The organism is Streptomyces sp. NPDC014870, from assembly GCF_043081505.1.
In the GTDB taxonomy this organism is placed as follows: Bacteria; Actinomycetota; Actinomycetes; order Streptomycetales; family Streptomycetaceae; genus Streptomyces.
Window position 1 is genome coordinate 147675 of the sequence record NZ_JBIBWQ010000012.1, and the last position, 22327, is coordinate 170001.

15 protein-coding genes and 1 pseudogene are annotated in these 22327 nt (G+C 73.3%); 2 read left to right on the forward strand and 14 right to left on the reverse strand.

Going from position 1 to position 22327, the window contains the following annotated elements; all coding sequences use genetic code 11:
* Positions 1-117 precede the first annotated feature (117 nt).
* Both ACF09C_RS30930 and ACF09C_RS30935 read right to left on the reverse strand, forming a co-directional pair.
* A pseudogene (locus ACF09C_RS30930) lies at positions 118-936 on the reverse strand (aldo/keto reductase); the annotation flags it as partial.
* A gap of 122 nt (positions 937-1058) precedes the next feature.
* Positions 1059-1553: a MarR family winged helix-turn-helix transcriptional regulator gene (locus ACF09C_RS30935; RefSeq protein ID WP_392096286.1), complete on the reverse strand. Its 495-nt coding sequence runs from the start codon at positions 1551-1553 to the stop codon at positions 1059-1061.
* 116 nt (positions 1554-1669) lie between these two features.
* Between ACF09C_RS30935 and ACF09C_RS30940 the strand changes: the two genes are divergently transcribed.
* Positions 1670-2086, forward strand: a complete 417-nt coding sequence (locus ACF09C_RS30940; RefSeq protein ID WP_362422045.1) for an organic hydroperoxide resistance protein — start codon at positions 1670-1672, stop codon at positions 2084-2086.
* A gap of 75 nt (positions 2087-2161) precedes the next feature.
* Here the strand turns inward: ACF09C_RS30940 and ACF09C_RS30945 are convergent, their stop codons facing one another.
* From ACF09C_RS30945 to ACF09C_RS30990, 10 genes are all read right to left on the reverse strand, one after another.
* Complete coding sequence (locus tag ACF09C_RS30945; protein WP_392096288.1) at positions 2162-2938, reverse strand: phosphate ABC transporter ATP-binding protein; 777 nt, start codon at positions 2936-2938, stop codon at positions 2162-2164.
* Between the two features lie 8 nt (positions 2939-2946).
* Positions 2947-3870: a sortase domain-bontaining protein gene (locus ACF09C_RS30950; RefSeq protein WP_392096289.1), complete on the reverse strand. Its 924-nt coding sequence runs from the start codon at positions 3868-3870 to the stop codon at positions 2947-2949.
* A gap of 29 nt (positions 3871-3899) precedes the next feature.
* Positions 3900-5855 carry a WxL protein peptidoglycan domain-containing protein gene (locus tag ACF09C_RS30955; RefSeq protein WP_392096291.1) on the reverse strand — a complete coding sequence of 652 codons (1956 nt, stop codon included), beginning with the start codon at positions 5853-5855 and terminating at the stop codon, positions 3900-3902.
* 108 nt (positions 5856-5963) lie between these two features.
* Positions 5964-7538: an Ig-like domain repeat protein gene (locus tag ACF09C_RS30960; RefSeq protein WP_392096292.1), complete on the reverse strand. Its 1575-nt coding sequence runs from the start codon at positions 7536-7538 to the stop codon at positions 5964-5966.
* 13 nt (positions 7539-7551) lie between these two features.
* On the reverse strand, positions 7552-8547 hold the full coding sequence (locus ACF09C_RS30965; RefSeq protein WP_392096294.1) for a substrate-binding domain-containing protein: 996 nt from the start codon (positions 8545-8547) through the stop codon (positions 7552-7554).
* 95 nt (positions 8548-8642) lie between these two features.
* The gene (locus tag ACF09C_RS30970; protein ID WP_392096295.1) at positions 8643-11222 is read right to left on the reverse strand and encodes a hypothetical protein; all 2580 of its coding nucleotides are present in this window, start codon (positions 11220-11222) and stop codon (positions 8643-8645) included.
* Complete coding sequence (gene pstS / locus ACF09C_RS30975) at positions 11219-12958, reverse strand: phosphate ABC transporter substrate-binding protein PstS (RefSeq protein ID WP_392096296.1); 1740 nt, start codon at positions 12956-12958, stop codon at positions 11219-11221. Before pstS ends, ACF09C_RS30970 begins: the two co-directional genes overlap by 4 nt.
* 50 nt (positions 12959-13008) lie before the next feature.
* Positions 13009-14268, reverse strand: a complete 1260-nt coding sequence (gene pstA, locus ACF09C_RS30980) for a phosphate ABC transporter permease PstA (protein WP_392096297.1) — start codon at positions 14266-14268, stop codon at positions 13009-13011.
* On the reverse strand, positions 14265-15287 hold the full coding sequence (pstC, locus tag ACF09C_RS30985; RefSeq protein WP_392096298.1) for a phosphate ABC transporter permease subunit PstC: 1023 nt from the start codon (positions 15285-15287) through the stop codon (positions 14265-14267). Before pstC ends, pstA begins: the two co-directional genes overlap by 4 nt.
* Entirely contained in the window at positions 15284-15700 is a 417-nt protein-coding gene (locus ACF09C_RS30990) for a hypothetical protein (protein WP_392096299.1), read from the reverse strand. Before ACF09C_RS30990 ends, pstC begins: the two co-directional genes overlap by 4 nt.
* Positions 15701-16594: 894 nt before the next feature.
* Between ACF09C_RS30990 and ACF09C_RS30995 the strand changes: the two genes are divergently transcribed.
* Positions 16595-19450, forward strand: a complete 2856-nt coding sequence (locus tag ACF09C_RS30995) for an AAA family ATPase (RefSeq protein ID WP_392096301.1) — start codon at positions 16595-16597, stop codon at positions 19448-19450.
* A gap of 168 nt (positions 19451-19618) precedes the next feature.
* Here ACF09C_RS30995 and ACF09C_RS31000 read toward each other — a convergent pair whose 3' ends face one another.
* Positions 19619-20407: a thioesterase II family protein gene (locus ACF09C_RS31000; protein ID WP_392096302.1), complete on the reverse strand. Its 789-nt coding sequence runs from the start codon at positions 20405-20407 to the stop codon at positions 19619-19621.
* 242 nt (positions 20408-20649) lie between these two features.
* Positions 20650-22050, reverse strand: a complete 1401-nt coding sequence (locus ACF09C_RS31005) for an MFS transporter (protein ID WP_392096303.1) — start codon at positions 22048-22050, stop codon at positions 20650-20652.
* Positions 22051-22327 lie beyond the last annotated feature (277 nt).

Genomic DNA, 22327 nt, shown 5'->3' on the forward strand with positions numbered 1-22327 from the left:
GGGGGGCCCGGCGCACCCCGCGGGCCGGGCCCCCCCCCCCGTGGGCCGCCCGCCGGCCGCCCCCCGGCGGGGGGGCCCCCCCGCGCCACCCCCCCCCGGCCCGGGGCGGGGGGGGCCCACGGCGGCCGGGTCGCGGTGGTCGAAGAAGAGGGAGCGGTCGGTGTCGAGGCCGGAGATGGCCGCCATCTCGTCGTCGGCGAGTTCGAAGCCGAAGACGGCGAAGTTCTCCGCCATGCGCTCGGCGCGGACCGACTTGGGGATCGTGACGACCCCGCGCTGGATCAGCCAGCGGAGCACCACCTGGGCCACGGACTTGCCGTGCTCGGCGCCGATCCGGCTGAGCAGGGGGTGGCTGAACAGGTCGTTCCGGCCCTCGGCGAAGCCGCCCCAGGACTGGATCTGCACCCCGTGCTCGCGCATGAGGGCCTGGTCGGCGGCGCGCTGGAAGAAGGGGTGGGTCTCGATCTGGTTCACGGCCGGCGTGATCTCGTTGTGGAGGAGGAGGTCGAGGAGCCGGTCGGGGTAGAAGTTGGCGACGCCGATCGCCCGGGCCCGGTCCTCGCGGTTCGCCTTCTCCATGGCCCGCCACTGTCCGTACACGTCGCCGTAGGGCTGGTGCATCAGGTAGAGGTCGACCTGGTCCAGGCCGAGCCGGGACAGGGAGGCCTCGAAGGCGCGCTCGGCGTTCTCCTGCGCGGGCGCGTCCTGCACCCAGAGCTTGGTGGTGACGAACAGCTCCTCGCGCGGGATGCCGCTGGCGCGGATGGCGCGCCCGACGGCCTCCTCGTTGCCGTAGGCGGCGGCGGTGTCGAGCAGCCGGTAGCCGACGGCGAGGGCGTCGGTGACGGCCCGCTCGGTCTGCTCGGGCGGGATCTGGTAGACGCCGAAGCCGAGGATCGGCATCCGGACGCCGTTGTTCAGGGTGACGTACTCCATCGGGCTTCCGTTCGGTGGTCCGGGCGGTGGCCGGTACGGGCGGTGGCACGGGCGGTCGGGCTCCCCAGCCACGTTCCCGTACCCCCACCGCCCCCGCACCCCGGCGGGCGCCGCCCTCCGCTCTACGCCGGACCGCCCAGGGCCTCCGGGTCGGCGGCGTCGAGGCGGGCGGCGAGGGCGTTGAGCTGAGCCCGCAGGGCGCCGATCTCCCCCAGGTCGAGGCCGGTGGCGGCGGCGATCCGCCTGGGCACGCCGAGGGCCTGCTCCCGGAGCGCGGCCCCGGCCTCGGTGGGGCGCGCGGTGACCGAGCGCTCGTCCTCGGGGCTGCGCCGGCGTTCGACGTATCCGGCCGCCTCCAGCCGCTTGAGCAGCGGCGACAGCGTTCCGGAGTCGAGTCGCAGGTGTTCGCCGATCCGCTTGACCGGCAGCTCGCCGTGCTCCCAGAGCACCAGCATGACCAGGTACTGGGGGTAGGTGAGCCCGAGCTCCTTGAGCGCGGCGCGGTAGACGCCGTTGAAGGCGCGGGTCGCGGCGTGCAGCGAGAAGCAGATCTGGTGGTCGAGCCGGAGGAACTCCGCGTCCAGGTCCGTGCCGGGGGTGGTGTCGAGCGTCGCCATGGCTCCAGGGTACGGGACAGCATCTCGCGAGCCATTGAGTTGCGCACAACTGAATTGCACGCTACGGTTTACCGCAGACACCGACCGCACCGCACCCGGAACGGAACGAGGACCCCATGAACGCGATCTACACCGCCGTCGCCACCGCCAACGGCCGCGAGGGCCGCGCCGTCAGCTCCGACGGCCACATCGACCTCCCCCTCGCCCACCCCCAGGCGCTCGGCGGCAACGGTCAGGGCACCAACCCCGAGCAGCTCTTCGCCGCCGGGTACGCGGCCTGCTTCGCCAGCGCGATGGCCCTCGTGGCCCGCCAGGAGAAGATCGACATCGCGGACGCCTCGATCACCGCCGAGGTCTCCATCGGCAAGGACGAGACGGACGGCGGCTTCGGCCTCGCGGTCGTCATGCGCGCCGAGTTCCCCGACCACCTGCAGGGCGAGCCGGGCCACGCGCTCCTGGAGAAGACCCACGCCTTCTGCCCGTACTCCAAGGCCACCCGCGGCAACATCCAGGTCGAGCTCGTCGTCGAGTAACCCTGGTCCCGGACACGCCCGAGGGCCCGTACGCGTCCCCCGACACGTACGGGCCCTCGGGCGTGTCCCGTGTGCTCAGCCGAAGCGGCCCTCCACGTAGTCCGCCGTGCGCGGGTCCCGGGGGCTGCCGAACATGGCCTCCGTCGGCCCGTGCTCGACGATCATGCCGGGGGTGGACTGCTCGGCCAGGAAGAAGGCGCACTGGTCGGAGACGCGGGCCGCCTGCTGCATGTTGTGCGTGACGATGACGATCGTGACCTCGTCCGCGAGGTCGCGGATGGTCTCCTCGACGCGCCGGGTCGAGGTCGGGTCGAGCGCCGAGCACGGCTCGTCCATCAGCAGGATCCGCGGCCGGACCGCCAGCGAGCGGGCGATGCAGAGCCGCTGCTGCTGGCCGCCGGAGAGCGCGCCACCGGGCTGCCGCAGTCGGTCGCGGACCTCCTTCCACAGACCGGCCCTCGTCAGGCACTCCTCGACCAGGTCGTCCCGGTCGGCCGCCGCGATCCGGGTGCCGGTCAGCTTCAGACCGGCGGTGACGTTGTCGTAGACCGACATCGCGGGGAACGGGTTCGGCTTCTGGAAGACCATGCCGATCCGGTGCCTGGCCTCGGTGAGCCGACGCCCGCGCGCGTAGATGTCGTCGCCGTCCAGGAGCACCTCGCCGGCGAGCTCGGCGCCGGGGATCAGCTCGTGCATCCGGTTCAGGATGCGCAGGAACGTCGACTTGCCGCAGCCCGAGGGGCCGATGAGCGCGGTGACCCGGCCCGCGGGCATGGTCAGCGAGACGCGGTTGAGGACCTTGTGGGTACCGAACCAGGCGGAGATGGAACGTGCGTCCAGGTGGGAGGCCACGACTGTCCTTACAGGAGGTTGGGGAGGAGGAGCGCTGCCTGGTCGCCGGCCGCGAGGGCGAGGGCGACCAGGACGGGGAAGCCGACCAGCCAGACGTGCGCGCGGGGCACCCGGGAGCGCGCCCAGACCAGCGCGGCGGCGGCGAGCAGCAGGGCCTGCGACCAGAGGACGAACGGGAGCCACGACGAGGGCTGCCCGGCGAGCGGGAGTTCGTCGGCGGGGACCTTGCCGAAGCGGAACGCGGGGGCCACGCCCGGCTGCGGCGCCGAGATCAGGTCCGCGTCGACCTGGACGACCCCGGCGGGACGGTACGCGTCGCCGGTGGCGGTCATCAGGGTGAGCCGGCCCGTCCCGGCCTGCAGCGCGGGCGGCTGCGGGTCGCCCTCGCGCCGGACGCCGCTCACCCGGTAGGTGTGGTCGCCCTGCCCGGTGGTGACCTTGAAGGTCTCCCCGCCCTGGAGGTCCGCGAGGTGCGCGAACGGACCCCCGTACCCCGCCTTGCGGCCCATCAGGATGCTGGCGCCGGCCTGGCCGGGCAGCACGGTGTCGCGCCGGTGGCCGGGTCCCGAGGCGAGCACCTCCGAGGAGGTGCCCTCGCGGACGACCTCCTTGATGCCGAGCTGGGGGATCGTCAGCAGCGCCATCGGCGTGCCCGGTTCGGTGCCCGCGCCGATGGGCGTGGTGGCGTTGGCCAGCGAGCCGCGGACCTCGGCGTAGCCGACGCGGCGGTCCCGCTCGTGCTTGAGGTGCCCGAGCGGGCCGACCTGGGCGACGAAGCCGAGGAGCAGCGCGCCGAGGATGGCCAGCGCGCCGCCGACGGCCCACAGCGGGCTGGTGCGGGGTGCGTGCCCGGGGCGGGCCGGGGAAGCGCTCGGCTCCTCCGGCCCGGCGGGGACGGGACGCACGTCCACCAGGGTGGTGGTGGCTGTCATGGCGTGTGCTCCGTACGTCGGTTGTCGCGTCAGTTGCTGCCGAAGGTGATCAGTCCGCGCCTGCGGGCCCAGCGGACGGCGAGGGCGCCGACGGCCACCAGCAGGGCGCTGAGCAGACCGAGCACGACGGGGTCGGTGCCGGTGTCGGCGAGGCCACCGCCGTCGCCGCCGCCCGAGCCGGAGGTGCCGCCCGATCCGGAGGCGCCGGAGGACGCGGGATCGGTGGTCGTGGGCGCCGCCGTGCTGGGCGGGATGCTGGTGGAGACGCCGACCGTGTCGCCCTCGGTCGCGGTCGCCGAGGGCGAACCCGTGTCGGTCGGGGTCGGCGTGTCCGTGCTCGACGGAGTGCCGGAGGGCGTGCCGGAGGGCGTGCCGGACGGGGTCCCGGAGGGGGTGCCCGAGGGGGTGCCCGTGGGCGTGCCGCCCGGGTCGGTGTCCTGGTAGACCGTGTTGGAGGTGAACCACACGGAGCCGGTGAACTCGCCGAAGGTCTCCGAGCCGAAGGCCTTGCGGCACACGACCGTCAGGTCGTACCGGCCCTCCAGGGTGGTGAACCCGGCCTCGTTGGCGTAGTCCCGCATGGTCATGGTCAGCGGCACGATGAAGCCGGCGCCGTTCGGGTCCTTCGGGTAGGTGGTGAGCGGCGAGTTGCCGACCACGTTCTTGCCCTCGGCGGGGAAGCCCTTGCCGGCCACCTTCACCAGGACGTTGGTGGCGGGCGCCGGGCAGGTGGCCGAGGTGGTCAGGTCGATGCTGGTCTCGTCGGTGCCGGTGGCCGGGTCGACCTTCGCCGTGCCCAGCGGTGCGGCCGAGGCCGTCGGCACCGTGAGGACACCGACACCGGCGAGGACCACCGCCGCGGCGGCGGCCGCACCGGCCGCGGTCCGCCGGGTGAGGAGGCGGGTGAACTGCACGATGAGCTCCTTGTCGGGGGTCTCGGGGGTCTCGGGATGCGCGCGGGTGTTCTGCCGGGCCCGGTCCGTCTCCGCGGCCGCCACCCGCCGGTCCGTACGCCACCGGCGGCGCCGCCACAGGAAGCCCGCGACGAGGAGGAGCAGCAGCGCGAGGAACGTCCAGGGCACCGCCCAGATCGAGACGGTCCTGGTCAGCGAGGGCAGCCGGGGGTCGACGCCCTCCCGGGTCGCGACGGGCTGCACGGAGACGACGGCGGAGGCGTGCACGAGCGGGGCCACCCCGTCGGCCTCGGCGGTGACCGTCAGGGCGTTGCCGGGGAGCAGCTCGCCGAGGTCGCGGACGCCCTTGGCGGTGACCGAGGAGCCGAAGACTCCGTTGACGCGGACGGCCTGGCGGGCGCCGAGCCGTACGTTGCCGCTGTTGCGGACGGTGTACGTGACGGTGGCCGAGCCGGTGCCGAAGGGGTTGAGGGTGCCGTGGTACTCGGCGCGGACGTTCTCCACGGTGAGCTCGGGCTTGATCGCCCCCGCGACCCGGAGGTAGACGCGGGCGCCGACCCGCTGGTCGAGCCGGACCTGGTTGCCCTTGGCGTCCTTGCCCGTGCCCGAGAGCGAGGCGACGATGCCGCCGGTGTGGTCGCCCGGGGTGACCTTGGCGGGGACGGTCAGGGTGAAGGGGACGATGACGTGGCTCTTGGGCTTCACCCTCACCTGGTTCTTCGCCAGCTTGATCCAACTGCCGGTGTCCGTCGGCTTCTTGTCGGCGGCGAGCAGGTCGAAACCGCCGTCGACGGTGTTGACGGCGTCGCTCGCGTAGACGGCGAGGGTCAGCGGCTCGGAGCCGTAGTTCCAGAGCGCGATCTGGTCGCGGACCGCCGCGCCGCCGGTGACCCCGTACGAGAAGTGGGGCCGCTGGTCGGGCCTCTTGGGGCCCGCGGGCTGGACGCCGAAGACGGCCTTCTTGTCCTTGGGGCCCTCGGCGGCGGCCGGACCGGCCGGCAGCAGCGTGAGGAAGAGCAGGAGCAACAGGCCGAGGGTTCCGGCCGGTCGGAGCGGACGGTGAGCGGTCATGACGGTTCTCCAGAGGTCAGGGGCGGGGCGGAACCCCGGGCGCGCGGCAGGTGGTTCGGGTCTCGCGGCCGTGCGCGGCGCGGCTCCGCCCCGGAACTCACGCCTGGATCAGATGGCGGTGAGGGTGAGCGTGGCGGTGTACGTGCCGGCCGTCGTGGAGGTCGGGACGTTCAGGACCAGGTCGGCGCCGATGTGCGCGGTGCCGAGGCCGGTGCCGTTGGCGAGGGTGCGGGCGGCCTTCAGACCGGCCGTGCCCGCGTCGCCGGGGGCGGCGCCGTTCGCCGCCGGGACGGCGGAACCCGGGGTGACGGTCTGCGCGGGCGCCTTGTCGACGACCTTCGGGGACCAGCCGAGGTTCTGGCCGTTGATGGTGTGCGTGGCGCCGTCGGAGAAGTCGGCGACCTGACCGCTGACGGTCCAGCCGGGGTTGCCGGCGCGGGTGTCGGTGAGCGTGACCGGGCTGAGGGCACCGGCGGTGGTGAGCAGGTCGCCGTCGTTGTTCAGGACCGGCGACGGCAGGGTGACCTGCGGGTTGTCGACGCTGATGACGAGCGCGCCGGCGTTGACGGTGGTGGTGATGGTCTCCGAGGCGGTCACGCCGGCGAACGCGCCGATCGTGTACGGGATCGCGGCGGAGTCGGAGCCGGTGTACCGGGCCGGGTCGGCCGGGACGAAGACGGCGGTGAAGGAGTGCGGACCGGCCGGCAGGCTGGAGGTGGTGAGCGTGGCGGTGCCGCCCACGACCGGGACCGTGCCGAGCGGGGTGGTGGTGCCGCCGACGGTGTCGGTGAACTTGATCGAGCCCGCCGCGCCGGCCGGGGAGACCGTGCCGGTGAGGGTGACCGGGCTGTACTGCGGGGTGCTCGCCGCCGGGGAGACCGCGAGGGCCGTCGTGGTCTGCGTGGCCGCGGCCGGGTTGACCTGGTACGAGACGGCCGACGAGGTCGAGCCGTTGTACGAGGCGTTGGACGGCGTGAACACGGCGGTCAGCGCGTGCGTGCCGGCCGTGAGGTTGCTCGTGGTCAGCGCCGCGACGCCGCCGGTCACCGTGACCGGGGTGCCGAGGTCGGCGGAGCCGTCCTTGAACTGCACGGTGCCGGGGGCGCCGGACGGAGTGACCGTGGCGGTCAGCGTGACGGCGGTGCCGACCTGCGCCGGTCCGGCCGGGGTGACCGCGAGCGAGGTGCTGGTGTCCGTCTTCACGGCCGGGTCGTTGGCCTGGTACGTCGTGTTGGACGTGAACCAGATGGCGCCGGTGAAGTCACCGAGGCTGGTGCCGTTGAACGCGGTCCGGCAGATGACGGTGAAGTCGTACTTGCCCTGGAGGGTGGTGAAGCCCGCCTGGGAGGCGTAGTCGCGCATGGTGGACGTCAGCGGGATGACCATGCCGCCGTTGCCCGCCGTGGGGTAGGTGGTGATCGGCGAGTTGCCGACCACGTTCAGGCCACCCGCCGGGAAGCCGGAACCCTCCACCTTCACCAGGACGTTGGTGGCGTTCGCCGGGCAGGCGCCCGAGGTGGTGAAGGAGATGCCGCTGGTGTCCGCGCCGGTGGCGGGGGTGATGTCGAGGGTGCCGATCGGCGCCGCGTACGCCGCGCCCGCGGTCGCCAGACCGGCCGCGAAGGCGGTGGTGACGGCGGCGACACCGAGGGCGAGGGCCCGGGAGATTCTGTTCTTCAGCACGTCAGGCTCCTGATCAGGGGGTCTGCTTGGTGGTGTCGCCGCAGTTCGGGTTGGTCGCGAAGCCGTAGGTGTTGATCACGGCGGTCTGCTTGCAGATGCCGGAGTTGGGGCCGACGAAGACGTCGCTCCACGGCGAGGTGGCGACCTTGCTGGTCGGGATGACGTTGTAGACGTCGCGCTTCACGCCGAAGCCGCTGTTGAGGACCGTCGGCGACAGGCCGTCGACGGTGCCGAGGATGGCCCGGCCGCGCAGGTCGGCGATGGTCTGCGAGGACTGCGACTGGTACTGCGCGATGGAGAACGGCACGATCGACTTGTCGTCGAGGACGCGGCCGTCGTGCTCCTGGACCGGGGCGGTGCCCTTCTTGTCCTTGATGCAGGGATAGACGCCAGCGACCACGTCGGCCTCGGTGATGCCCATCTGCGACTGCCAGAAGGAGCGCGTGCCGGAACCGGCCTGCGGCAGGTAGACCGTCATGTCGTAGTTCGGCCCGGCGCCCACGTAGTCGGGGTCGCAGTGGTAGATGGCCTTGAGGTCCGCCAGCGTCAGCTTGCGCGGGATCGACGAGCCGGGCGTGATGGCGTAGGTGACGCCGTCGACCGCGAACGGCACGTACGTCAGACCCGGGTTGGCCGCGCCCAGGCTCAGCGAGGAGGAACGGGAGAAGTCGAGGCAGCCGTTGCCGGCCTGGAGCGAGTTCAGGAGCGCGGCACGGCCGGCGCCCGAGCCGTTGGGGCGCGCGATGGTGCAGTTCGGGTTCGTCGCCGGGTTCTTGGTGGTGATGTTGGCGGAGCCCGTGGCGTCGTAGGAGCCGATGACCTTCTGGCCGTTCACCGTGACGGCGTCGGCGAGGCCGTTCATGACGTCCTGGGTGGTGTCGGAGCCGACACCGGAGAGCACGCGGTGCTGCGGGGGGCCGGCCGGGTCGGCGGAGGCGAGGCCACTGCCGACGGTGACCGCCGCGAGCGCCGCGGCGGCGAGCGCGAGGCCGGTCTTCTTCTTGTTCACTGGGGGTTCTCCTCAGCTAGGCTGCGCACCGGGTGGTGCCCGGGGCGCGTGTGCAGGACTTCCGTTGGCGCGGACGAATCAGACGTTTTCGGGCATCACCTCCTCGGTCGGGTGCGTGCGGCCGCCAGCAGACGCGGCAGGTAGCGCGGCAGCAGCGGGCCCGTGAAGGCCGCCACCGCGCCGACGATCAGACAGATGAGCAGGGCGTTCCGGACGAAGCCGACGGCCCAGCCGGGGGTCGGGTCGCCCAGGGCGGAAGCGGCGGGCGCTCCCGGCGAGGGGTTCTTGGTGACCGGCGGCGCGACGACCTGGCCGGGGCTCGCGCTCGGGCCTGCCGTGGCCCGCGTACCGCCCGCGGCCACACCGCCGGACCCCGTGCCGGACCCGCCGGCCGTCCCGCCCGTACCGCCGCTCGCGCCGTCGGAACCACCGGCTCCGCCGTCGCCGTTCGTGCCGCCGTCGCCCGTGCCCGGCGCGGGCGTGGTCGTCGACGGGTTCTTGCCGGCCTGCGTGGTGACCTGGTGGGCGATCGTGCGGGTCTGCGCGCGCAGGGCCTCGGGCAGCGGCGCGTAGCCGTGCGGCAGGGTGCCGGAGGCGACTCCGGGGGTCTGGCCCGCGCCGGCCGCGTAGGTCAGCAGGGTGCCGTAGTCACGGCCCTCGGCCGGGGTCAGGTCGGCGGGCACGGTGGCGGCGAAGGTGACGACGGTGAGCGGGTAGGCGGCCGGGTTCCTGGTGGCCGGGTCCGGCACGGTCACCCCGTCGGTGCCCGGCTTCCGGGCGTTCGCCGCGGCGGTCAGGGAGGCCGTGTCGGGCGCCACGAACTTCCCCGCCGAGTTGCGGAGTTCGGCGCGCAGCAGCCCGTACCGCTCGGCGGTCGCGGTGTCGGTGACGGCGAGCACGGCCCGCTGACCGGCCGGCTGCGGCGGGTCCTTCTTGTACGCGGGCGGGGTGGCGGCCGGGTCCCAGGAGGTACGGGCCAGGGTGTCGCCGCGCCCGGCCGCGCGGGCGGCGGCGTGCATGTCGGTGGCGTACGGCTTCTTGTCCTGGATGCAGAGCGGGAAGTCGGGCCGGTCGTCGAAGGGCTGGCAGTACGGGTCGCTCTTGGGGAAGGAGTCGACGGGCAGCTTGATGTTCCTGTAGTGCGGGTTGACGGTCGTCCCCGCGTTCTTGGGGTCGCCGTGCGCGCCCTGGTTGTCGGGCGTGCCCTTGAGGAACTCGGCGGCGGCCGGGTCCTGCGCCACCCACGCCCACAGCTGCCGGGTCGTGTCGGCGAGCGGCTGCGGCACGAGGGCGTCGCCGAGCTTGCCGCCGAAGTCCAGGTCGGCGTACTCCGGGTTGAGGCGGATGAACTCCGGGTCGCGGCCGAGGTTCTCGGGGTTCTTGGCGACGCTCTCGGCGAAGCGGGAGACGCCGTCGCGGTAGGACTCGGTGAGCAGCTTGGCGACCAGGCGCGGGGTCAGCCGCAGGGTGCCCATCCGGGTGCCGTTGCGCTGCTTGACCGCGTCGGGGGCGCGGAAGGAGGCCTGGCTCTCGATGAAGTAGCCGATGGTGATGCCGGAGAGCGCGACCGGCGCGTACACGGGCTTGCGGTGGGCCTCGCGCGGGGTGGTGACCGGCGCGTGCTCACCGACGAAGACCAGGCCGGGCCTGCCAGAGAGCAGCTTGACGCGCGCGGTCTCGTCGGGGACCTGGGCGTAGCCGTAGATGGCCTTGGCGCCGGTGCGGCAGAGCGCGGGCTGCCAGCGGGTGACGGCCTCGGCGGCCATCTCGCTGCCCAGCGTGCCCCGTTCCTCGGCGCCGATCGGGCAGTGGCTGCCGATCGGCTCGAAGCCCAGCGGGACGGTGATGCGGTGCTTCCAGTTGGCCGGGGAGAGCGGCGAGGACTGCAGCTGGCCGCTGGACTGGGAGGTGTACCCGCTGCCGTCGACCTCGCTGGTGCCGCGCGGGACGATCACCAGCCAGCAGCCCCGGCCGGTGACCGTGCCGCCCTGCTGCTCGGTGGCGTCGCCGCAGCCGAGGCCGGGGGCCTCGACACCGGACTGCGCCTCGAAGTAGACCTCGCCCTCGCCGCGCGCGTTGGTGCGGGCGTACGGGATCTCGTTGGTGCTGTTGACGTCGAAGAACTCGTTCCAGTTGCCCGGGCTGACCTCGTCGCCGGTGACCGAGCGGAACGGCGCGTAGGAGATGCCGCTGGGGCTGGGCGGCGGCAGCGGCTGGTTCTCGGAGTCCTTCAGGTGCGCGCCGTAGTTCAGCTGCCGGCTGTTGGTGTACGCGCCGGCCGCCTGGTTGCCGGCGCCCGCGCCGAGCGCGGAGGAGCCGCCGAACTGGCACTGGTCGGTGCCGGGTCCGCGCTCGTCGCCCCAGCACTGCATGATCTGCAGGTAGTTGGCGGCGTACGCGGTGTCGGAGACGGTGGGCGCGCCGCCGGTCCAGGTGATCCTGACGACCTGGTTGACGAGGTTCCGGGTCTGGCTGACGGTGATCTTCAGGTCGGCGAACTCGCCCTTGCCGGACACGGTCGTCCGCGAGTCGTCGCCGGTGGCGGCGTACGCGGGCGGCGCGGCCGGGTCGAGTCCTGTGCCGACGGTGGCGACGACGGGGACCAGGGCCAGGCAGAGGGTGCCGAGGAGGTGCCGCAGCCGGGACCGGCCGCCGAGGGTGCGCGCGCGGGTCATCGGGATCCCTCCCCCGTCCGGCGGGCGGCCAGGCGCCGGTGGAGCAGCGGCGGGCCCACGGTGATGCCGAGGAAGAGCAGGGCGCCGAGCACCATCAGGGCGGTCTGGAGCCCGCTGCCGAGTCCGGCGGCCGTGGTCACCGGCACGCCGTACAGGTCGCCGCCTCCACCGGAGCCGCCCGCGTCGCCGGCCGCGATCGGCTGGCCGGTGTCGGGGTCGAGCGCGCCTCCCGTGGCCGCGCCCGTCGCGCCGCCGGTGGCGGCTCCGCCCGCTGCCGCCGTACCGGCGGTCGTGCCGCCGGTCGCTCCCCCGGTGGCTCCCCCGGTCGCGCCGCCGGAGGCCGTACCGCCGCTGCCGCCGGTCGCACCGCCGCCGCTGCCGCCGCCGGAGCCGCCCGTGGCCGAGCCGCCGCCCGAGGAACCCCCGGTCTTGGTGGGGGTCTTGTTGCCGCCGGTGCCGGTGTCGCACTGGGTGGCGCCCTTGAGGTCACAGGCGGGCGGGTAGGGCGCGGACTTGGCCAGGGTGTTGGTGCCGTCGCTGGAGAACGTCGGGTTCTTGCACTTCTTGATGTCGATGCTCTCGGCTGCCACCCCGGGGATCCGGCGGACCTGCGTCAGGCCCGCCTGGACCAGGTTGATGGGCAGCGGCGAGTAGCCGAGCCGGTCCACCGACTGCTGTCCCTGGCAGAGGAAGTAGTACGCGAACGCGCCGAGCGACTTGCCCTTCTGCGGGTTGAAGTTCGACTCCAGGGCGGTCGGGACGATCATGTAGCTGTAGCTGGAGAGCGGGTAGGTGCGCGGGTCGGTGGAGTTGTAGACGCCGTCGAGGCGCTGGGTGAGGTCGGGGTTGATGGCCGCCTTGGTGAGCGAGACCGCCACGTTCTGGGCTGTGGGCTCGGTGTAGTAGCCCTTCTCGTTGAGGATCTTGGCCACCGGGAAGCCGGTGGTGGAGACCGCGTACGAGTACTCGACGTAGGTGATCGTGCCCTGGTTGCCGTCCTGGGCGACGTAGCCGGAGACGCCGTTGGAGCCGGACTGGCCGACGAAGCCCTTGCCGCCGATGACGGGGAAGTTGGAGGTCGGGCCGCACGGGGTGCGGCGGCCGGCCTTGGCGCAGTACGCGTCCCACAGGCCGGCGTGCTTCTTGCTCAGCCAGGTGGTCAGCTGGGCCGTCGTGCCCGAGCCGTCGGAGCGGACCACGGGGACGATCCGGCGGGCCGGGAGGGCGGCGGCGAGGCCCGGGTTGTCGGCCTTGATCGCCGGGTCGTTCCACATGGTGACGGTGCCGGTGAAGATCTTGGCGACGTTCTCGCCGGAGAGCCGGAGGTTGGTCACCCGCCGGTTGCCGATCCTCAGGTTGTACATGAACGCCGTGCCGCCCGCGACGATCGGCATGTAGCTGAACTTCCGCGAGGGCGGCGGGTCGGCGACACCGGAGTCGTTGATGCCGTAGGGGATCTCGGAGACGGCGAAGTCGACGGTGCCGTTGCGGAACTGGTTGCGGCCGTCGGAGGAGCCGGTGCCGTTGTAGTTGACCGTCATGCCGTACTGCTTGACGTTGGCCCGCCACTGGTCGAGGGCGTTCTGGCTCCAGGTGGAGCCCGCGCCGGAGACCGGTACGTAGCTGTCGGCGGCGGCGGGCAGGGCGCCGGTCACCAGCAGCGCGAGGGCGGTGACGAGCACCGCCAGGGTGCGCCGCAGCACGCGCGGGGGGAGCGCCGGGGGGCGTCCGGACATGGAGGTCTCCTGATCGGGGGTGGCGGGTCGTACGGTGCGGCGGCGAGTGGTCAGCCGGCCGTGGGCGGTGGGGGGGACGGCGGGGTGGCTCCGACGGCGGCGGGCGAGGCCGGGCGGGAGCCCATCCGCTCCGCGTCCTTGAGCGAGGCGGCGGCCCTGCGGCGCTGCTGGCGGCGGCTGAGCTGGCCGGGGCCGCGCCCGCCGATGACCCGGGCGAGCAGGAAGAGCAGCAGGACCAGCGCCATCAGCAGCGCCGCGCAGCCGAAGCCGCGGATGATCATGGTCTTCTCGGGCGAGGCGACCAGGGTGAACGTGGCCAGCGGCAGCGAGGTCTGCGGCCCGTCGAAGGGGTTGAGGTTGAGGCCGGTCGCGGCGCCCGAGGTGAGCAGCACCGGGGAGGTCTCGCCGATGCCGCGCGCGGTGCCGAGGATGACGGCGGTCGTCAGGCCCGATCGGGCGGTGGGCAGGACTACCGTCCACACGGTGCGCCACTGTCCGGCGCCCAGCGCGTACGAGGCCTCCCGCAGCGAACCGGGCACCAGCCGGATGACCACGTCGGCGGCCCGGATGATGATCGGCAGCATCATCACCGAGAGCGCGAGCGAGGCGGCGAAGCCGGACTTGTCCAGGCCGAGGGCGAGGATCGCGGTGGCGTAGATGAACAGACCGGCCACGATCGACGGCAGCGCCGTCATCGCCTCGACGATGGTGCGGACGAACCGCGCGTAGCGGCCCGGCACTTCGTTGAGGAAGACCGCGCAGGCGAGTCCCAGCGGCACGGTGATCAGCAGCGAGATGCCGATCTGCTGGAGCGTGCCGACGATGGCGTGCACCATGCCGCCGTCGGTGATCGGCTGGAGGGGTCCGGTGCCGGACATGTCCTCGGTGAAGAAGTTCAGGTGGCCGAGCGCCTCGTACCCGCGCCAGAGCGCGTAGCCGACGATGAAGAGCAGCGCGGCGAGCAGCAGTCCGGCGAGGGCGTGCACCAGGGTCTGGGCGAGCCGGGCGCGGACCGTGGCGCCGTTCTCGTCGAGGGAGACGAGGACGGCGTACAGCGCCATGAACGCGAGGTACGTGACGACGGTGAAGCCGAGCGGGGCGTTCCAGGGCAGCACCCGGTCGAAGACCACGGCGGTCAGGGCGACCGCCGCGGCGCCCGAGCCGACCAGCGCGAAGACGTCCCTCGTGTGCAGCGAGGAGGTGGCGCGGCGGGTCTCGGCGGGCGCGCCGGGGCCGTGCGGGACGACGTCGGGGGTGACCGTGGTGGGCGCCTCGTCGGTCGCCGCGGGTTCGGCGGTGGTCAGGGTCATGCGTCGGCTCCCGTTCCGGACCGGCTGCGTGCGACCACGGAGGACGCGATGAAGTTGACGACGAGGGTCATCAGGAAGAGCGAGAGGCCGGCCGCCATGAGCGCGGACATCCCGAGCGGGCTGGCCGCTCCGTAGCGCAGGGCGATCAGCGCGGAGACGGAGTTGGCGCCGTTCTCCAGGATGTGCGGCTGGAAGAAGAAGACCGGCGAGATGATCATGACGACGGCGATGGTCTCGCCGAGCGCGCGGCCGAGCCCGAGCATGGTCCCGCCGATGATGCCGCCCTTGCCGAAGGGCAGGACGACGGTGCGGATGACCCCCCACTGGCTGGCGCCGAGCGCGAAGGCGCCCTCGCGCTCGCCGGGCGGGGCCTGCGCGAAGGCCTCCCGCATCACCGAGCAGGCGATGGGGGTGACCATCAGGGCCACGACGAGCCCGGCGATGAAGGTGGAGGAGGTGTAGACGGTGGCGGGTGCGAGCGGGTCGCGCGGGTCGGCGCCGTCCACGGCGAAGACCGGGATCCAGCCGAAGTACGTGGAGATCCACCGGGCGAGCCCGGTGATGTGGGGCTGCAGGAAGAAGAAGCCCCACAGGCCGTAGACCACGCTGGGCACGGCCGCCATCAGGTCGACGAGGCTGACCAGGGTCCGGCGCAGCCGGCGGGGCGCGTACTCGGTGATGTAGAGCGCGGTGCCGAGGGCGAGCGGCAGGGCGAACGTGATCGCGGTGACGCCGATGAGCACGGTGCCGGGCAGGACGGCGGCGATGCCGAAGCGGTGGGAGTCGGGCTCCCAGGCCGAGGTGGTGACGAAGGACCAGCCGGCGTCGCCGAGGGCCTGGGCCGCGCGGACGGTCAGGAAGACGCCGACCAGGGTCATGGTGACCAGGACGACGGCACCGGCACCGCGCGCGCCGCCCCGGAAGAACCGGTCGGCGGGGTCGCCGGCCTTGGACCGGGGGCGCGGGACGTCCGCGTCCGGGGCGACGGCGGGAGTGACGGTGGGGCTCGCGGTGCTCACGAGGCGGTCCCCCGGACGGCGTCGGGCAGCCGCAGCCCACGCAGCCGTCGGGTGTGGGTGACGCCCGCGGCGAGCTGGCCTTCGGCGGCGGCGGCGAGGAAGAGCTGCAGGCTGTGGCGGCACTCGCGCTGGCGGCGGAAGGTCCGCGCGGCGACGGCGACGCACCGCTCGTCCAGGGCGAGTTGCCAGCTCCAGAGGCCGGTGGTGGCGGCCATGGTGACGAGCGGGGCGGCGCGGTCGAGCCCCTCGCGCAGCCGCCGTACGGCTGCGCAGCAGGCGGTGTGACCGCCGTGGAGGTCGGGTCCGCGCCCGAGTTCGTGGTTGTTGGCCCCGACGAGCCGCCAGCTCACGGCCTCCGCACCGACATCGCCAGGCGTCCACTCGTGCGGCGCCTGACGTCTTTCGACGTCCACCCAGGAAACAAACAGAAACCGTGGCCGAGACACGACACCCGCCCCCTTCGCCCGGACTTCACGCGTGGCCGACAATCGACCACGCGTTCACAGCTGCGCGCATGACAATCACGGCGCTGGGCGCTGGTGGCTACACGGGCCGGTGAAGCAGAGACGGAGAAAACATGAACGAGGGGTAGAGGTCCTCGGGAGGAGTCGGCAGGGACCGGAGCCACTCGGTCCGCTGTTGTACGGCGCTGGGGGAGTTGCGGCATTCGGCGGCGCACGAGGCCCCTGATCCGCCGGAGGACGACTTCAGGCCATAGGGCCGATTCACCGCGGTGCGGGGGCGGTTCACGCGAGCGAGGACCGGGCGGAGTCGAAGCGTCGGCACAGGGGGAGGCCGCGCGTCAAGAGTTCGTACAGTCCGGACCCAGACGGGAAGATCACTCGGGGCGTCCGCATCGGGCGGTTTTGTCGGCACCGCGGGGCCGCGCCGAACAGCCACGTTAAAGTCTGATTTCCGGCCGAAAAAATACGGCAGCACGGCGCCATGCAGCGGGATCGGATCGCCGGCGGCCGGAACACCCCACCCCGCGTGGCCGATCTCCACCGCCCGACCGGCACACCCGCCCGGAAGGACGGCCCATCAGCCGCGCCACGGGCGAATGTGACGCGTCTCACGGAATCCCTCTCTCCGGGCGACATTCCGTCCGCGCGCCGTGGTCGGTCCAGGCACGATGGACTCCCTTGTATTCAGCGGCCAATCGGAGCCTCGACCTCCGCTGTGGACGTTGGTTGCCGTGCTGGGGCGACCGGGTTTTACTGGGCAGAGCTTGCCAGCGGAAGATCCCCTCGACACGTCTGGCGCACCCCGTTCTCCGATATAGCTGAATACGAAGCGGAGTCGAAAGAATGCCTGCAAGAACAGCGTCGGTCGTTCTGGACAAGCTCCCCACCCCGCCCCATCCCCACCTCATGTGCGAGCGCGAGGAGCAGTTATCGGCCCTGCGGCGCCTCCTCGGCGAAGCACTGGCGGGAAACAGCAGGATCGCCGTCGTCAGCGGCGCCGCCGGACACGGGAAGACCGAACTCCTCGCCGCCCTGGCCGAAGAGGCCGAGGGCGCGGGCGCCATGCACCTCTCCGCGACCGCCTCCCGCATGGAGCGGTACGTGCCCTTCGGAGTCCTCGCCCAGCTGTTCCGCAACGTGGACCTGCCGCCCGCGGCGGCCGGACATGTGGCCCGCCTGCTCGACCGGGCACTGAGCGCCGACGCCGCGAACGTGCAGGACGCCGCCACCGTCCCGCCGCGCCTCTTCCACGAGATGGGCACGGCCATGCACGACCTCGTCAAATACGTCGAGCGGCCGCTGCTCATCAGCGTCGACGACGTCGAGTACGCGGACACCCCGTCCCTGCTGTGCCTGTCCTCCCTCACCCGCCGGCTGCGGGTCACTCCGCTCCTCCTCGTCCTCAACGAACTCCCCTCCCCCCGCAGGTCGAGCACCCTGCTCCGCGCGGAGCTCCCCCCGGAGCCGGTCTGCCACCGCGTACGGCTGCCACCCCTGTCCCTCGTCGGGGTGCGCGAGCTGCTCGCCTCGCGCCTCGGCCCGAGCGCCGCCGAGACCCTCGGCACGGAGTGCCTGGCCGCCACCGGCGGAAACCCCTTCCTCGTCCGGGGCCTGGTCGAGGACAGCATCGCGGCGGCACCGGAGTGGCCCGCCCCGGTGCTCTCCTCCGGCACCCTCTTCGAGCAGGCCGTCCTCGGCTGCCTCTACCGCTGCGCCACATCGGTGCGGACCATCGCCCGGATCATGGCCGTCCTGCACGACCCCCGCTACATCCCGCTGCTCGTCCAGTTCCCCGGCACGCACCCGCAATCCCTCGACCTGGCGCTCCACACGCTGGAGGAGACGGGCCTGCTGGCGAACGGCTCCTGGCGCCACCCCGACGCGCGCACCGCCGTGCTGCACGACATGACCCCCGAGGCGCGCGCCGAGCTGCACACCAGGATCGGGACCCTGCTCTTCAAGAACGGCGCTCCGGTGACGGCGGTCGCCCATCACCTCGTCGCCGCGAGCCAGATCGACAACGACTGCGCCGCGGGCGTGCTGCTCGAAGCCGCGCAGGAGGGCCTCGCGACCGGCGACACCACCCTCGCGACCGACTGCCTCTCCGTCGCGTACCGGTACGACCGGAGCAAGGAGCACTTCACCGCCACCACGGCGATGCTCTTCCGCACCGAGTGGCGGTCCGATCCGCGCACCGCGGCCCGCCGGCTGCCGGCCCTCCTGGACGCGGCCCGCTGCGGACTGCTGACGGGCCGCCATGTCGCCGCGCCCGTCGACGCGCTGCTCTGGTTCGGCCGCCCGAGCACGGCCCTGGAGATCCTGGAGCAGATGGAGGGGCACGCCCGGCTCCGCCAGGACGCGGAGGCGTCGGCCACCCTGCGCAGGTGCCGGACCACCCTCGCCCTGCTGTACCCGGCGGCGGCGGAGGGCGGCGACGCCACGGCGACGGCCGGCGGTCCGTACGTACCGCCCGCCGCCACCCGGGGACAGACCCTGGCCGAGCTGCCGCGGGTGCTGCGGGACGGTCCCGGGCCGCTCACCGCCCTCTGCGCGGAACAGGCCCTGGTCAGCCACCAGTTGGACGACGACACCCTGATCCCGCTGGTGGTCGCGGTCAGCACGCTGATCCTCAACGGGATGTACACCTCGGCCGAGCAGTGGATCGACTCGCTCACCGCCGCCGCCCGGAGTCAGTCGGCGCCCGTCTGGCAGGCGCTCTTCGAGAGCCTGCGGGCGAAGCTGGCCCTGCACCGGGGCGACCCGGCCGAGGCCGCGCGACTGGCCGAGCGGGCCCTCGGCGAGACCCCGGCCGCCGGCTGGGGCGTCCTCATCGGGCTGCCGCTGACCGTCGCCCTGGAGGCGTACACCGCGCTCGGCTCGCACGAACGGGCGCTGGCCCAGCTCCAGGTGGAGCCGCCCGAGGGCATGTTCCAGACCCCGATCGGGGTCGGCTACCTGCGGGCCCGGGGCAACGCGCTGCTCGCGAGCGGCCAGTCGCAGGCGGCCCTGGACGACTTCGCCGCCGTGGGCGAGCTGGCCACCCGCTGGCAGATGGACGTCCCGGCCCTGCTGCCCTGGCGCACCGACGCGGCACGGGCCCATCTGGCGCGCGGCGAGCTCGCGCGCGCCCGCGAACTGGCCACCGAGCAGTCCGTCCTCGTCGGGCCCGGGCACCACGAGGCGCGTTCCGTGACGATGCGGACGCTGGCCGCGACCGCGCCCCCGCAGGAGCGGATCAAGCTCCTGGGGCACGCCATGGAGGCCGCGCAGAAGTGCGGCAACCCGCTGGAACTCGCGTACACGCTCAACGCGCTGAGCCGGTGCCACCTCGACACCGGGCAGTACAGCAAGGGCCGGATGGCGCTGCGCCGGGCCCGTCAGCTCGCCGAGCAGTCCGGCGTGCCGCTGCCCGCGCGGACACCGCCGGAAGCGGCGCGAAGACCTCAGGAGCTCGCCGCGGCGACCGGCGGCGAGAAACTGGTAGCCCTGCTGAGCGACGCGGAGATGCGGGTCGTGGCCCTCGCCGTGCGCGGCCACAGCAACCGCCAGATAGCGGGCAAGCTCTTCGTGACCGTCAGCACCGTCGAGCAGCACCTCACCCGGGTGTACCGGAAGCTCGGGATCAAGCGGCGCAGCGACCTCGTCCTCGCCGTGAACGGCGAGGGCGCGCCGGGAGCCACCGCCCGGCGCGCCTCCTGAGCCCGGAGCGCCACGGGCCCGCCCGGCGGCCTCCGCCGGCCGGGCCTCACGCGGTGCGCGGCACCCGGACCGCGGTGAGCCTCCCCGTGGCGGTGGTCACGACTGTGGTCACGGCGGTCGGCACGGCTGTGGCCAGGGCGGTCGTCACCGCAGTCGTCACGGCGGTCGTCAGCGCGTACGGTCCGGCGCCGTGGCCGCGGGGCGGACGGCGAGGGCCTCGCGGATCACTCCGGCCACCGCGTCGCGCCGCGCGTCCAGGTAGAAGTGACCGCCGGGGAAGACCCGTACGTCGACCGGGGCCGTGGAGTGGGTGCGCCAGGCCGCCGCGTCCTCGACGGACGTGACCGGGTCGGCGTCGCCGACGAGCACGGTGACCGGGCAGCCGACGCGGGCCTCGGGCGGCGCGTAGTGCCCGGCGACGGCCCGGTAGTCGGCGCGCAGCGTGGGCAGCAGCAGCGCCATCATGTCCTCGTCGGCGAGCAGCGCTTCGTCGGTGCCGCTCAACTGCCTTACCCGCGCGAGGATCTCGGCGTCGTCCGGCGGACGGGTGCCGCCCTCCCCGCGTACGGAGGGCGCGCGGCGCCCGGACACGAAGAGCCGCACCGGCCCGGATCCACCGGCCGGCCGCTCGTAGCGGCGCGCCACCTCGAAGGCGAGCGCCGCTCCCATGCTGTGGCCGAAGAACGCGCAGTCGGCGGGGAGTTCGGGGCCGAGCGCCGCGACGACCGCGTCCGCGAGCGCGTCGATGCTCTCGGCCGGGGGTTCGAGGCGTCGGTCCTGGCGGCCGGGGTACTGCAGGGCGAGGACCTCGACGTCCGGGGCGAGGGTCCGCGAGAGCGCGGTGTAGGCGCTCGCGGCGCCGCCCGCGTGCGGGAAGCACACGAGGGTCGGCGCGGCGTCCGGCACCGGGGTGAATCGACGTAACCAGAGACGCGTGTGCGCGTGTTGGATGTCCACGTCAGGAGCGTAGGCAGCCGTCCGGGCCTGCCGGAACCCCTACTCCGGCGCCCTGCGGACCGCTCCCCCGCGCACCCCGGCGACCCCTATTGCGACTCCTGTCCGCCGCGGGGTGGTCCCGCACGAAGACCCGTGGACCCTCGCCGAGTCGGCGAGGGTCCACGGGTCCTGCCTCTGGTCGGGACCGCGGCCGGTACGGGGGAATTCCCGGCCGCGGGTCCCCGTCGGGGACGTGGTGGGCGTCAGGAGACGCGCACCTCGGGCTTCTCCTCGGCCGGGGCGGGGGCCTCGGCGGGGGGCTTGCGGAGGTTGAGCGCGGCCACGGCGCCGAGGAGGGCGGCCGCGGCGGTGACCCAGCCGGCCAGCCGCAGACCGGCGATGACGTCGGCGTCGGCCGGGGCGGGGGCGCCGGCGGTCAGGTCGAGGCCGGAGTTGGCGATGACCAGGATGACGGCGAGTCCGACGGCCGCGCCGATCTGCTGCGAGGTGGAGGCGAGGGCGGAGGCGACACCCTGCTCGGCCGGGTCCACGCCCGCCCCTGCGGTCGCGAAGATCGAGGTGAACGCCAGGCCGCCGCCGAAGCCGTAGAGGGCGACACCGGGCAGGACCGCCCAGTACGTGCCGCCGGCGACCATGCCCGCGGCCATCGCGGCCATGCCGATCGCGTAGATGAGCATGCCGAGGGAGAGAGCTCCGCGCAGACCGGTCTTGTTGAGCATGGTGGCGGCGATCTTTCCGCCGGCGAGCATCGCGAGCAGGCCCAGCGGGAGGAAGGCGAGGCCGGCCTGGAGCGCGTTGTAGTCGAGGATGTTCTGGATGTACGTGGTGAAGAGGTAGTAGCCGCCGCTCAGGGCGCTCATGTGCAGGAACGCCACCATCATCGAGGTGACGAGGCTGCGGTTGCGGAACATCCGCAGCGGGGCGAGCGGGGCGCTGGTCTTGGCCTCGATGAGGAAGAACGAGGCGACGAGCAGCAGGCCGACGATCAGCGAGCCGAGCACCCGCGGCGTGGTCCAGCCGGACTCGGGGCCGCTGACCAGGCCGAACACGACGAGCGTGGCGCCGATGGTGACGACCAGGGCACCCGGGACGTCGAAGCCCTGACGGGCGCCGGTGCGCGGGGCGTCCGGCGCGAGCAGGCTGGGCACGCCGAGGAGCGCGACGAGGGCCAGCGGGGCCATGAAGAAGAAGACCCACTCCCAGCCGAGCCACTGGGTGAGCACACCGCCGAGCAGCGCGCCCGCGGCGAGGCCGCCGCTGCCGGTGGCGCCCCAGACGGCGAGCGCCTTGTTGCGCGAGGGGCCTTCCTCGAAGCTGGTGACGACCAGGGTGAGCGTCGCGGGGAAGAGCAGCGCGCCGCCGAGGCCCTGCACGGCCCGCGCGGCGACCAGGAGCTCCGCCGAGCCGGCGAGGCCGCCGACCAGGGCCGAGACGCCGAAGAGGACGAGCGCCGCGACGAAGACCCGGCGGGCGCCGAGCCGGTCGGCGGCACGTCCACCGAAGAGCAGGAAGCCGCCGAAGGCCACGGCGTAGGAGCTGACGACCCACTGGAGGGTCTGCGGGGAGAAGTCGAGTGCCTTGCCGATGTCCGGCAGCGCCACGAACACGATGTTGTAGTCCACGGCGATGATGAACTGGGCCAACGCCAGCAGCGCAAGCCTCAGGCCGGACCGCTGATGCGAGCTAACGGAACCTTCCACTGGATTGGAGCCCTTCTGCAAAAGGAGAACGGCGAGCCGCTCTCTACATGTCGTTCGATTGCTGAGCGGTGTTCAGAGTTCGCATGGGAGATGGTACCGCCACACCGTTCACTGTCAAGCGGAATCGGCGTGCGCGCGAACCGGCCCTGAGGCGTGCGCGCGAACCGGCCCCGGACCGTGTGCGCGGTCCGGGGCCGGCGATCGAGCGGAGGCGGGCGCC

Bases quoted from the DNA above. Each gene is read 5' to 3' on its own strand.
- ACF09C_RS30970 (WP_392096295.1), bottom strand. From the start codon at position 11,222: ATGACCCGCGCGCGCACCCTCGGCGGCCGGTCCCGGCTGCGGCACCTC.
- ACF09C_RS30950 (WP_392096289.1), bottom strand. From the start codon at position 3,870: ATGACAGCCACCACCACCCTGGTGGACGTGCGTCCCGTCCCCGCCGGG.
- ACF09C_RS30940 (WP_362422045.1), top strand. From the start codon at position 1,670: ATGAACGCGATCTACACCGCCGTCGCCACCGCCAACGGCCGCGAGGGC.
- ACF09C_RS30995 (WP_392096301.1), top strand. From the start codon at position 16,595: ATGCCTGCAAGAACAGCGTCGGTCGTTCTGGACAAGCTCCCCACCCCG.
- ACF09C_RS30935 (WP_392096286.1), bottom strand. From the start codon at position 1,553: ATGGCGACGCTCGACACCACCCCCGGCACGGACCTGGACGCGGAGTTC.
- ACF09C_RS30955 (WP_392096291.1), bottom strand. From the start codon at position 5,855: ATGACCGCTCACCGTCCGCTCCGACCGGCCGGAACCCTCGGCCTGTTG.
- pstS (WP_392096296.1), bottom strand. From the start codon at position 12,958: ATGTCCGGACGCCCCCCGGCGCTCCCCCCGCGCGTGCTGCGGCGCACC.
- pstA (WP_392096297.1), bottom strand. From the start codon at position 14,268: ATGACCCTGACCACCGCCGAACCCGCGGCGACCGACGAGGCGCCCACC.